The 13,069-nt window shown below is 52.9% G+C and carries 9 protein-coding genes; 2 read left to right on the forward strand and 7 right to left on the reverse strand.

The features are described 5' to 3' along the window. Complete coding sequence (locus HKT17_RS09075) at positions 1 to 849, forward strand: outer membrane protein assembly factor BamD (protein WP_105029895.1); 849 nt, start codon at positions 1 to 3, stop codon at positions 847 to 849. 71 nt (positions 850 to 920) lie between these two features. Here the strand turns inward: HKT17_RS09075 and yoaA are convergent, their stop codons facing one another. From yoaA to HKT17_RS09090, 3 genes are all read right to left on the reverse strand, one after another. Then, entirely contained in the window at positions 921 to 2,885 is a 1,965-nt protein-coding gene (yoaA, locus tag HKT17_RS09080) for a DNA repair helicase YoaA (RefSeq protein ID WP_171099503.1), read from the reverse strand. A gap of 30 nt (positions 2,886 to 2,915) precedes the next feature. Then, entirely contained in the window at positions 2,916 to 3,131 is a 216-nt protein-coding gene (locus tag HKT17_RS09085; RefSeq protein ID WP_171099505.1) for a YdcH family protein, read from the reverse strand. Positions 3,132 to 3,230: 99 nt separating this feature from the next. After that, a complete protein-coding gene (locus HKT17_RS09090) occupies positions 3,231 to 3,629 on the reverse strand; it encodes a hypothetical protein (RefSeq protein ID WP_171099507.1) in 399 nt (132 codons plus the stop codon). A gap of 12 nt (positions 3,630 to 3,641) precedes the next feature. Between HKT17_RS09090 and HKT17_RS09095 the strand changes: the two genes are divergently transcribed. After that, a complete protein-coding gene (locus HKT17_RS09095) occupies positions 3,642 to 6,017 on the forward strand; it encodes a Tex family protein (RefSeq protein ID WP_171099509.1) in 2,376 nt (791 codons plus the stop codon). Between the two features lie 7 nt (positions 6,018 to 6,024). On the opposite strand, the gene zapE is transcribed toward HKT17_RS09095, so the two are convergent. The 4 genes from zapE to HKT17_RS09115 form a co-directional block, all read right to left on the reverse strand. Continuing rightward, the gene (zapE, locus tag HKT17_RS09100; protein WP_105029328.1) at positions 6,025 to 7,116 is read right to left on the reverse strand and encodes a cell division protein ZapE; all 1,092 of its coding nucleotides are present in this window, start codon (positions 7,114 to 7,116) and stop codon (positions 6,025 to 6,027) included. 83 nt (positions 7,117 to 7,199) lie between these two features. Further along, positions 7,200 to 8,636, reverse strand: a complete 1,437-nt coding sequence (lpdA, locus tag HKT17_RS09105) for a dihydrolipoyl dehydrogenase (RefSeq protein ID WP_171099511.1) — start codon at positions 8,634 to 8,636, stop codon at positions 7,200 to 7,202. 11 nt (positions 8,637 to 8,647) lie between these two features. After that, positions 8,648 to 9,934 carry a 2-oxoglutarate dehydrogenase complex dihydrolipoyllysine-residue succinyltransferase gene (gene odhB / locus HKT17_RS09110; RefSeq protein ID WP_171099513.1) on the reverse strand — a complete coding sequence of 429 codons (1,287 nt, stop codon included), beginning with the start codon at positions 9,932 to 9,934 and terminating at the stop codon, positions 8,648 to 8,650. 68 nt (positions 9,935 to 10,002) lie between these two features. After that, positions 10,003 to 12,861 carry a 2-oxoglutarate dehydrogenase E1 component gene (locus tag HKT17_RS09115; protein WP_171099515.1) on the reverse strand — a complete coding sequence of 953 codons (2,859 nt, stop codon included), beginning with the start codon at positions 12,859 to 12,861 and terminating at the stop codon, positions 10,003 to 10,005. Between the last annotated feature and the right edge of the window lie 208 nt (positions 12,862 to 13,069).

A 13,069-nucleotide genomic window follows, 5' to 3' on the forward strand; every position in this document is an offset into this window, starting at 1 on the left:
ATGAACAAAACCACATTGGCCCCGCGCACCACTTGGCTGCGCACATTATCGCAGTTATTCCTGATCCCCGCGTTGATTTTCGCGCTGGCCGCATGCGGCTCGGCAAAACAATTCGATGAAACCGAGGGCTGGAGCCCTGCCCGTCTGTACGAAGAAGCCAAGGCTGAAATCGACGTTGGCAATTACGAGCGCGGTATTGAATTGCTTGAAAAGCTGGAAGCACGCTACCCATACGGGCGTTTTGCACAGCAGGCGCAAATTGATACGGCGTTTGCTTACTACAAGGCGGGTGACAATGCCCAGGCATTGGCTGCAACTGATCGCTTCATCAAGCTGTACCCAAACCACCAGAATCTTGATTATGTCTATTACTTGCGCGGCTTGATCAGTTTCAACGAAGACAAAGGCATTTTTGCATTGTTGTCGGGTGAAGATCAAAGCGCCCGTGACCCCAAAGGCACCCGCGCTGCATTTGATGCATTCAAAGAAGTGGTAAGCCGCTTTCCTGACAGCAAATACTACGAAGACAGCAAATCACGCTTGCAGTACCTGGTGAATGCACTTGCACAAAACGAATTGCATGTGGCCCGTTACTACTACAAGCGTGGCGCGTACCTGGCGGCAGTTAACCGCGCTCAAGAAGTAGTGCGTCGGTTCGAACAAACCCCGTCGATTGAAGAAGCACTGTTTATCAGCCTGCGCAGCTATGAGAAACTGAACATGACCGCCCTGGCGGCAGACACCAAACGTGTGATCAACCTGAACTTCAAAGACAGCCCCTATTGGAATATGGATCTTCCCGAGAAGGAAAAAGCGGAAGCCAAATGGTGGCAGGTCTGGAAAGACTAAAGTGTTTGTCAGTCGAATAAAAAAGGATCCTTCAAGGATCCTTTTTTGTTTCTGATGATTGTCTTGAATCGCTATTTCAAGCGCTTCTCCCGCATAAACTCAATCGCCACCCTCAATTCTCGAGTGCGCTTAAACGGGGGCAAACTTCGCCAAAGCAGCTTCCCATACCCTTTTTCAACCAAGCGGCGATCGCCAATCAACAAAACGCCCCAATCGGTTTCATCCCGGATCAAACGGCCTGCACCCTGCTTCAGGGCAATCGCCGCGTCGGGCAGGGACAAATCCTGGAACGCATTGCCACCACGGTTTTTAATCAACTCGCTTTTGGCTTGAAAAACCGGGTCATCGGGTGGCGCAAACGGCAGCTTGTCAATAATAACCAAGCGCAGCCCATCACCCCGAATATCCACACCTTCCCAAAAACTGGCTGCACCCACCAAAACCGGATTGTTCAATACCCTGAACTGATCCAGCAATTCAGCCCTGGAGGCCTCGCCCTGCACCAACAAACTCCAATCCAGTTCGTCTTTCTCGATACGCTCTCGCAGGTACTCGCCAACCTGCTTCACCGCACGGTGGCTGGTACACAGGAAAAATACTCCCCCCTGACTGGCTTGTAACAGCGGCCACACCGCATCACATAGTTTTTTGCTGAATTGTGGTTCATTGGGAAAAGGCAAATTGTCGGGTACACACAGCAACGCTTGCGATTCATAATCGAACGGGCTTGGCAACAACAACTGCTGGCAATCATCGAGCCCCACCTGCAAGGTAAAGTGCTGCAAGCTTTCTTTAATACTCAAGGTTGCACTGGTAAAAACCCACGCCTTGGGCTGCTCAGCGTAAAGCTTGGCAAATGCATTGGACACATCCAGCGGCGAATCACAAAACTGCACCACATGGGTTGAAACACTCACCCAACGCACCGACTGCTCGTCAGTCTGTGCTGTTGCTGGGGAAAACCAGTCTTGCCAGCGCAGGCACAACTCACTGGCTCGCCCCATTAGCTTTACCCACGATTCATTGCGAACCGACAGGGGGCTGATCATTTCTATCAAGCCTTCCAGGCGGTTTTCGAAGTCTGCGCAAACCGCGGCAACGCCATTCAAGGCCAAAAACTGGGCATGCGTAAAACGTGCAGAATCAATTTCAGTACCCACTATTCGCCGAATTTCCTTGAGGGCCAACTCCATGGGGCGAAGCACCGCATCCCAATCGCCAGCATCTGCACTGGAAGTTCGACCCTCAATCAGGACGTCACGCAAAAATTCCTGGCACTGGGCCGTCGATATGGCCTGCCCTAGCAAGCTGGTTGCAATGTCGGGCAGCTGGTGCGCTTCGTCAAATACGATCACATCGCAAGCCGGAAGCAACTCTGCAATTCCTTCTTCCTTAAGCGCAAGGTCCGCCAGAAACAAATGGTGATTCACAACCACAACCTCGGCGTCCAGCGCATCGCGGCGGGCTTTGTTCACGAAGCATTCAGAAGCGTTGGGGCATTCGCTGCCCAGGCAGTTGTCTTTGTTGGAAGTGACCCAGCTCCACACAGCTGAGTCGTCGGGCACCCCGGCGCAATCAGCCCGGTCGCCAGTGTGGGTGCGGCCGGCAAATATTTTTACTTTTTGAAGATGGTCCACTTCGCGGGGAGACGGCAAACGCGCCTCTTTGAGCGCACGCTCCAAGTGAAAATGGCACACATAATTTTGGCGACCTTTCAACAACGCCACATTGACAGGCACACCCAAGGCCTCGCGAACCAGCGGTAGATCCTTGTTAAAAAGTTGATCCTGCAAAGTTTTGGTGGCTGTAGACAACAAAACCCTTCGCCCTGAAAGCAAGGCGGGCACCACGTAGGCAAAGGTTTTCCCCGTGCCAGTGCCTGCTTCTACCACCAAAGCACTTTGAGTTTCAATTGCATTGCCAACCGCCTGTGCCATTTCAATTTGCGATTCGCGTGCACTGAACCCGGGTAGTCGTCGGGCCAAAGCACCACCAGGGGCGAAAGCCTCATTCAAGGGTTCAGAGAAATCAAACATGCGGGGTACAGGTAAATTTGAGCGTGAAAGTTAGGCAGGAATGTCGGGTTCAAGCTGAATTTGCAACAGCGTAATCGAGTCTTTGATCTGCAACTTGCGCTTTTTCAATCTGCGAACCTGCAACTGATCAAAACCAGTTTGTGCTGTCAACATGGCAATGATCTGATCCAGATCGCGGTGTTCAACCTGCAATTCTACAATTCGTCGCTTGATCGATTCGATGTCTTCAGTATGGACCATGGGCATTCAGGTTGAACCAGCTCGGCGTTGACAACATTGTAGCCGCAAGTGAACCAAGGCTGGAAACAATCTACCCAAAGTGGATCACCCGTTCTGCGGCCCGCTTTAGTTAGGCGTTCGGGCTCGCCGATTCGCATACTCGTCCAGGCGAATCATGTCGTCTGCCTTGCCTTGAACCTCCAGGTGTGCACGGCGAATTTGTGCACCTTGCAAACGTACATCATCCAGACAACTGGACACGAAAAACTTCTTGTAACAAGCCCGCGACTGCTCGTTCAATTCATACTCGAGAAACTCAAGTTGTTTTTCTCGCTCAGCCACATAGGCACGCGCCTGCTCAAGCGTGTTTGGCGCCTGGGGTTTAGCGGCCTGCAGTTGAACAGTACTACAGGCAGCCAGTACCAAGGCTGAAACAGGCAAGATGAGGGTGAACAGGCGCTGCACCCTTACCCCGATCGACTTCCGAAGCTGTGGCACAATGCCCTGCTTACTTTGAAAACTCATAGATCAGAATCCATGTCGCTTGTTCAAAATCGAATTATCGCCCAGTTGGCTCAAGAATTGGGTGCCGCACAATCACAAATCAAGGCAGCAGTCGATTTGTTGGACGAAGGCGCCACAGTGCCCTTCATCGCCCGTTACCGAAAAGAGGCCACAGGTGGGTTGGACGATGCGGTGCTTCGTGACCTTCAAGAGCGCCTGGTGTATTTGCGCGAACTTGAAGACAGGCGCAGCAGTATTCTTGAATCGATTGAAAGCCAGGGCAAGTTGACCCCTGAACTGAAAGCAGCAATTGAAAAGGCGGAGAACAAACAAACGCTGGAAGACCTTTACCTGCCCTACAAACCCAAACGCCGCACACGCGCACAAATAGCGCGTGAGGCAGGCCTGCAGCCACTGGCGGATGAAATTTTCCAGAACAAACAAGCCGTGCCTGAAATATTGGCTGCGGCTTACCTGAACACAGAACATCAAATCAACGACACCAAAGCAGCACTGGATGGTGCCCGCGACATTTTGGCCGAACAGTTTTCAGAAAACGCTGCCTTGCTGGCACTTCTAAGAAACCGTTTGAAAGCCGAGGGGGCCATTCGAGCAGCTGTGGTGCCTGAAAAAGCCAGTGAAGCAATCAAGTTTCAAGATTACTTTGAACATCAAGAACCCCTGAGCAGCACAGCCTCGCACCGCATGTTGGCCATGCTTCGCGGCCGCGAACAAGGGTTTCTGACACTGAAGGTAGACCTGCCCGAAGTGTGGGAGGCTGAGAACCCCCGTGCACCCCATCCTTTTGAATCGGAAATTGCTCGCCTGCATGGCATTGAACGCGATGAAAGCCCACGGGGCAAATTCTTGAATGAAACATGCCGTTGGACGTGGAAAATCAAACTGGCCAGCACCCTGGAAAGTGAGGTGATTGGCACGCTGCGCGATGCGGCACAGGCTGAGGCTATCACCGTGTTTGGTAAAAACCTGAAAGACTTGTTGTTATCAGCCCCGGCGGGGGGCAAAGCCACCATGGGTCTGGACCCTGGTATTCGCACTGGTGTGAAAGTGGCGGTAATTGACAGCACAGGCCAAGTGGTTGAACACGCCACCATTTACCCACACGAGCCTCGCCGACAGTGGAATGAATCCATCGCCCTGCTGGCTGCGCTTTGCATGAAACACAATGTGGAGTTGATCGCCATTGGCAACGGCACCGCCAGCCGGGAAACCGATCAACTGGCAGCCGACTTGCTTGCACAACACAAAGACCTGAAAGCCACACGGGTTATGGTGAGCGAGGCAGGCGCCTCGGTTTACTCCGCCAGCGCTTTGGCTTCAGCAGAATTGCCAGACCTTGACGTCAGCATTCGCGGTGCAGTGTCTATCGCACGTCGCCTGCAAGATCCCCTGGCTGAACTGGTAAAAATCGATCCGAAATCAATCGGTGTGGGCCAATACCAGCATGATGTCGATCAACGCCAACTGAGCGGCCGGCTGGATGCGGTGGTTGAGGACTGCGTGAACGCAGTGGGTGTTGAAGTGAACACAGCGTCTGAGCAACTGCTATCGCGCGTGTCAGGGTTGAATGCCTCTGTGGCCAAAGCGTTGGTGTCATTCAGAAACAGCAATGGCAAATTCAAAAGCCGTGAAGACTTGCGCAAAGTGCCCCGGCTTGGCGACAAAACATTTGAGCAAGCGGCTGGTTTTTTGCGCATTCATGGTGCTGAAAACCCGCTCGATGCCTCTTCCGTACACCCTGAGGCCTACATTGTGGTCGAGAAAATGGCAGCCAAGGTTAAGAAGCCGGTGGGCAGCCTGGTGGGTAATCGTGAAATTCTGAAAGAATTGAAACCCACCGAGTTTGTGGGCGATCGTTTTGGCTTGCCCACGGTTCAGGATATTTTGGTAGAACTTGAAAAACCTGGCCGTGACCCACGCCCTAGCTTCAAGACCGCAAAGTTTGATGACAAAGTACATACCATGGCCGACTTGAAACCCGGTATGACGCTGGAAGGTGTGGTCACCAACGTGGCAAACTTTGGTGCTTTTGTGGACATTGGTGTGCATCAGGACGGGTTGGTGCATGTTTCTGCCTTGTCCAACACCTTCGTGAAAGACCCGCACAGCGTGGTGAAAACCGGGCAAATTGTGAAAGTGAAAGTGCTGGAAGTCGATATTCCACGCAAACGAATTTCACTGACCATGAAAATGGGCGACGATGTACCGAAAGCCGCACCCGGGCAGAACGCTGGCCGACAAGTTCAAGCCAACCGTGCAGGCGATGCACGGGGAAATTCACGCGGTGAACGAAGTGGTGGAAGCACTGGTTCGAATTCACAACAAGGCGCAGGTTTTGCCAACAATGCATTTGCTACCGCGTTCGCTAAAGCAAAGGGAAGCAAATAAGGAAGAGTCAAAGCCGCACGGCGTTTCGCTTCGGCGAATCCAGGTACTCCTTGGACTGCATTTCAACAATGCGACTCACCGTGCGGAAGAACTCATGCGCCATTGCACCTTCGGTGTACAGCTCTTCCGGTTCAACCGCCGCCGACATAATCAGCTTGACTTTGTGATCGTAAAGCACATCAATCAGCCAGGTGAACCTGCGTGCTTCTGAGGCCATACCAGCACCCATTTTTGGCACGCCGCTGAGAATTACAGTTTGAAACTGGCTGGCAATTTCAAGGTAATCGTTTTGTGAACGCGGGCCACCGCACAGGGTTGGAAAATCGAACCAAACCACCGAGCCTGCGCGTCGAACAGCCTTGATGACACGCGATTCAATTTGTAACTCTGCAGGCTCATCAGCCACCTCAGCCAGGCGCTTGAAATCTTCGGTCAACTGTTTGTCCGCGCTTTCATCCAGCGGCATGAGGTAGGTGTTCAGTTGCTCCAATGTGCGGCGGCGGTAATCTACTCCCACATCCACGTTAATCACATCCAGTTGCTTGTTGAGCAGGGCAATGGCAGGCAACAGGCGGTCACGGTGCAGACCATCTGGGTACAGATCATCAGGCTTGTAGTTGGACGTCATGAGGAAAGTAACGCCGTTGGCGAACAAGCCATCGAGCAGGCGATAGAGAATCATGGCGTCTGCAATGTCAGACACATGAAACTCGTCAAAACAAATCAAACGATAACGTTTGGCGATTCGCGCCGCCACTTCGTCAAGCGGATCCTGAACTCCCTTGAGGTCATCGAGTTCGGCATGCACACCCCGCATGAACTCATGAAAATGCAAACGCACCTTTCGCTGCACGGTGACAGAGTTGTAAAAGCAATCCATCAAAAAACTTTTACCGCGACCTACCCCACCCCACAGGTACAAGCCCTTGGGTACAGCAGGTCGATTCAGGAATTTTTTGATTACACTGCTGCGTGCTTTTTTGTATTCAACAAACTCATCGTAGAAAAGCTGCATGCGGTCTACCGCCTTTTGCTGAGCAGCATCCGACTGGTATCCACGTTCGGCCAAAGTTTGTTTGTAGTATTCCTGAACGTTCACGATGATGAATTTGAATCAATAGAATTAAAAACGGCCGATGAAGCGATTCACCAGCCGTTGGGGGGTCGATACCGAACGGAATTTTAACCGTTCAGTTGACGCTTGTCGCAGGCCAAAGCCGCTTCTTTCATCACTTCAGACAAACTGGGGTGCGCATGGCAAATGCGACCGATGTCCTCGGAAGAAGCCTTGAACTCCATGGCCATCACGGCTTCAGCAATCAAATCAGATGCATGGCTGTTGATGATGTGTACACCCAGGACTTCATCGGTGGTGGCATCGGCCAACACTTTCACAAAACCTTGTGAATCGCCCTGCCCCAGCGCACGGCCATTGGCCATAAACGGGAACTGACCTGCCTTGTACTTGCGGCCTTCCTGCTTTAACTGCTGCTCGGTTTTGCCAACCCAAGCCACTTCAGGCGAGGTGTAAATAACCCATGGAATGGTGTCGTAATTGCAATGGCCGGCTTGCCCAGCCATGATTTCTGCAACCATCACACCTTCTTCCTCGGCTTTGTGCGCCAGCATGGCACCGCGAATTACATCACCAATCGCATAAATGCCTGCGACCAACGTTTGGCAGTGTGCATCCACATCGATCTGGCCGCGATCATTGGTTTTAAGGCCGACCGCTTCCAGGTTCAAACCATCGGTATTGGGTACACGGCCCACCGACACAATCAGCTTGTCGCAATCTAGCATCTGGGCAGCACCATCGGCATCGGTGTAAGCCACTGAAACGCCTTTTTTGCTGGCCTTCACTTCACCGATTTTTACACCCATGTTCATCTTCAACCCTTGCTTGGTGAAGATCTTCTGCATTTCTTTGGCCACGCCTTCATCGGCTGCAGCCAGAAAATTGGGCATGGCTTCGAGCACAGTGACATCGGCACCCAAACGGCGCCAAACCGAGCCCAACTCAAGACCAATCACGCCTGCGCCAATCACGCCCAATTTCTTGGGCACGGCACCAAATTTCAAGGCACCTTCGTTGTCGCAAATCATTTCATTGTCAACAGCGATTCCGGGTAAATGGCGTGCCTTGGAACCTGTCGCAACAATTACTTGCCTGGCTGTCACTTTCTCTTCACCAGCTGCGCTTTTCACGGTCAGCTCGAACCCACCGTCGACTTTGCCAGAAAAACTGGCCCAACCCTTGATGGGTGTGACCTTGTTTTTCTTGAACAGATATTGGATACCGCCAGTCATTTTGGCAACGATGTCATCCTTGCGTTTGATCATCTTGGCCACATCCATTTTTGCACCTGTCACGGCGATGCCGTGGTCTTCTGCATGGTGGGCAATCTTTTCGAACTCTTCCGAAGAGGCCAACAAAGCCTTTGATGGAATGCAACCCACGTTCAAACAAGTGCCACCCAAGCGAGGCTCACCCTTGGGATCGTCGTAAGCATTGCCCTCGATACAGGCCACTTTCATACCCAACTGACCTGCGCGAATGGCGGCAATGTAGCCACCAGGGCCCGCACCGATCACCACTACATCATATTGTGTGCTCATGAATATCCCCTTTATAGTTCCAGCAGCAAGCGTGCTGGGTCTTCCAGGGCTTCCTTCATTGCGACCAGGCCAAGCACCGCTTCGCGCCCATCAATAATTCGGTGGTCGTAACTCATCGCGAGGTAATTCATGGGGCGAATCACGATTTCACCGTTTTCAACCACTGCACGCTCTTTCGTGGCGTGAATACCCAAAATTGCAGACTGGGGCGGGTTGATAATTGGGGTGGACAACATGGAACCGAATACGCCACCGTTGGAAATCGAGAATGTACCGCCGGTTAAGTCGTCAAGCGTCAACTTGCCGTCTTTGGCTTTCTGGCCAAACTCAGAAATCTTCATTTCAATGTCGGCGATGCTCATTTGATCCGCGTTGCGAATAATAGGCACCACCAAACCGCGTGGAGAACCCACAGCAATACCGATGTCGAAATAGCCGTGATACACAATGTCGTTACCATCCACGGAGGCATTCAGCACGGGGTACTTTTTCAGGGCTGCCACAGCGGCTTTCACGAAGAAGCCCATGAAGCCAAGTTTGGCACCGTGTTCTTTTTCGAACTTGTCCTTGTACTTGTTGCGCAAGTCCATCACCGGCTTCATGTTCACTTCGTTGAAGGTGGTCAAAATGGCGTTGGTTTGCTGCGACTGTACCAAGCGTTCCGCAACACGGGCACGCAAGCGGCTCATGGGCACGCGCTGCTCAGGGCGACCTTCAATCAAGGTTGAGGGATCCAGCGGGGCCTTCACTTCAGGCAGCAAGCTAACTGGCTTGGCTGCGGCTGGAGCAGCGGCGGGCTTCGCTGCGGGAGCAGGGGCTGCGGCGGGTGCATTCAAGGTACCGATCACATCGCCTTTGGTGATGCGGCCGTCTTTGCCTGAACCTGCAATTTGATCAGCACTGAGCTTGTTCTCTGCCATCATTTTGGCCGCAGCCGGCATGGCCACAGAGCCATCTACGCTGGCTGAGGGAGCTGGGGCTGCTGCTGGTGCAGCGGCCTGAGCAGGCGCTGCTGCCGGGGCAGGTGCTGCTGCGGGTGCACTTGCGGAGGCACTTGCTTCCGTGTCAATTTTTGCCAAGACCTGTCCCGCTACAACAGTTGCACCGTCTTCACAGAGAATTTCAACGATCACACCAGCCGAGGGAGCGGGCACTTCCAGCACCACCTTGTCGGTCTCTACGTCGATCAGGTTTTCGTCACGCTTTACCGCGTCACCAGGTTTTTTGTACCAATTCAACAGCGTTGCTTCGGCGACAGATTCGGACAGTTGTGGTACGACCACTTCTACGATTGCCATGGAATATTTTCCTTTTGAATTCTTAGTTCAAGTGCGGGCGGCCACCATGGCCAGCCCGCGTCCTGTATTTATTTCGTAACTACGAAACCCTTGAGCTTGCCAAATGCTGCATCGATCAGCACTTTTTGCTGCTCGTTGTGCTTGGCGTAATAGCCCACGGCCGGAGAAGCTGAAGCCGGACGCCCCGCATAACCCAGACGCTGCCCTTCAGACAGGTTTTCCAGCACGTTGTGCTGGATCTGGAACCAGGGACCCTGGTTTTGCGGCTCATCCTGACACCACACCACATCTGCCAAATTGGGGTATTTGCGCAGTTCGGCGCTCAATGACTTGTGCGGGAATGGATACAGCTGCTCGACTCGCGCGATGGCAACATCTTTGATATTGCGCTCGCGACGAGCTGCGACCAGGTCGTAGTACACGCGACCGGAACAAAGAACCACTCGCTTGACTTTGCTGGCGTCCAGGTCGCCCTGATCTCCAATCACAGTCTGGAAATGGCCTTTGGACAGGTCTTGCAAAGAAGACGTGGCTTCTTTGTGACGCAACAAAGATTTCGGCGTCATGATGATCAGCGGCTTGCGGAACAATCGGATCATTTGGCGACGCAAAAGGTGGAAAATTTGAGCTGGCGTGGTGGGCTGGCACACCTGCATATTGTTCTCGGCGCACAGTTGCAAGTAACGCTCAATACGCGCGGATGAGTGCTCTGGCCCCTGCCCTTCGTAACCATGCGGCAACATCATGACCAGGCCGGATGCACGACCCCACTTTACTTCACCGGAAGAAATGAATTGGTCAATTACCACTTGGGCACCGTTGGCGAAGTCGCCAAATTGTGCTTCCCAAATCACCAAGGTGTTGGGCTCCGCGGTGGAATAACCATATTCAAAACCGAGCACTGCTTCTTCAGACAACACAGAATCGATGACGGTAAATGGCGCCTGAGTTTCAGAGATATTTTCCAGCGGAATGTAGGTGCCTTCGTTCCACTTTTCGCGACCCTGGTGGTGCAACACTGCATGACGGTGCGTAAACGTGCCACGCCCGCAATCCTGACCGGTGATGCGAACCGCGTAACCAGAGGAAACTAGCGATGCAAATGCCAAGTGTTCGCCCATGCCCCAGTCGAGCAAGGTTTCGCCCTGGCCCATGGCCGCACGGTCGGCAATCACTTTTTGTACCAATGGGTGAACCTTGAAGTTCTCGGGTACGGTAGTAATACGCTCTGACAAACGCTTGATTTCGGAGATCGGCACCGATGTATCGGCTGCATCAGTCCATTTCTTGTTCAGATACGGTGACCAATCGACGGCAAACTTGCTCTTGTAATTGGTCAACACGGGGTCAGCACGGTTGTGCTTGCCTTCGTCCATGGCTGCACGGAAATCAGCAACCAGTTTCTCGGCACCGTCTTCTTTCAAAATGCCCTGCATAACCAAACGCTCGGCATACAAAGCGCGCGTGCCTGGGTGCTGACCAATTTTCTTGTACATCAAAGGTTGGGTTACGGCAGGCGTGTCTTGCTCGTTGTGACCCAGTTTGCGGAAACACACAATGTCGATCACCACGTCTTGCTGGAATTCCATGCGGAAGTCCAAGGCCAACTGGGTCACGAAAATGACCGCCTCTGGATCGTCGCCATTCACGTGAAACACGGGCGCTTCGATCATTTTGACCACGTCTGAACAGTACAGAGTAGAACGGCTGTCACGGGGATCGGAGGTGGTAAAACCAATTTGGTTATTGATCACGATGTGAACCGTACCACCCGTGCCGTAGCCGCGGGTGTGCACCAGGTTCAATGTTTCCATGACAACGCCCTGGCCTGCAAAAGCGGCATCACCGTGCACCAACACGGGCAAAACCTGCTTGCCTTCCTTGTCACCACGACGTTCCTGGCGGGCCTTCACCGACCCTTCAACCACAGGGTTCACAATTTCAAGGTGCGAGGGGTTAAACGCCAGGGACAAGTGCATGGGACCACCAGGGGTGGTTACATCCGATGAAAAGCCCTGGTGATACTTCACGTCACCGGCAGGCAGATCATCGGCATGCTTGCCTTCGAATTCTTCGAACAATTGGCTTGGGCTTTTGCCCAGAATGTTGACCAACACGTTCAGACGACCGCGGTGAGCCATGCCAATGATGGTTTCTTGCACGCCATTGGCACCACCACGCTGAATCACATGATCAAGCGAGGCGATAAAGGATTCACCACCTTCCAGCGAGAAACGCTTCTGACCCACATACCGGGTATGCAAATAGCGCTCAAGGCCTTCGGCTGCGGTTAGGCGCTCCAGAATGTGCAATTTTTCTTCAGTCGACAGCTGGGCAGTGCCCAGGCTGGTTTCCATGCGTTCTTGCAACCAGCGCTTTTGAGCGGGGTCGCTGATGTGCATGTACTCAATACCGATTGAACGGCAGTAAGTGTCGCGCAGCGCCTTCACGATGTCGCGAAGGGTCATTTGATCTTGACCAAAATAGGTGTTGGTGGCCGAGAACGTGATGTCCATGTCCGCTTCGGTCAGGCCATAAAAGGCTGGATCAAGCTCCGGAATATTCGGGCGTTCCTGACGCTTGAGCGGGTCAAGGTCTGCAAAACGAGAGCCCAGGAAGCGATACGCAGCCACAATTGACTGAACATGCACCTGCTTTTTGGCCACTTCCAGGTCGGCAGACTGAATCTGCGGCTGCAAGAAGCCTTTTTTCGCGCGTTGAGCAAAGGATTGAACCACTGGCGCATGGGCTACGTCTTTCTCATTCACGTCGCCGTGAGCAGAAGGCACCATTTGCATTTGGTCAAAGTAGGCGCGCCATTTGTCTGGCACGGAGCCTGGGTTGTCCAGGTAGGCCTCGTACATTTCTTCGACATAGGGCGCATTGCCCCCGAACAAATACGAGTTTTGTTGAAATGATCGCATCATTTGCGCTTCACCTTTTTCCGAGTTTCTCGTTTCAAAGATGTGGGGTTCGGACTCGACCTTGGCTATTGCCATCGGACCGAATCCCTACACACGTGGGTTAAACCGCACTCCCCGTCTGGTTTGTGGAGCCCCTGCCCCTAACCAGATAGCAAAAAGCAGCCAAAAAAAGACTGCTTTAAGAGTTAAGCCCAAAGGATATCAGATTAGA

Origin of the sequence: Limnobacter sp. SAORIC-580, assembly GCF_013004065.1 — a bacterium.
Classification (GTDB): domain Bacteria; phylum Pseudomonadota; class Gammaproteobacteria; order Burkholderiales; family Burkholderiaceae_B; genus Limnobacter; species Limnobacter profundi.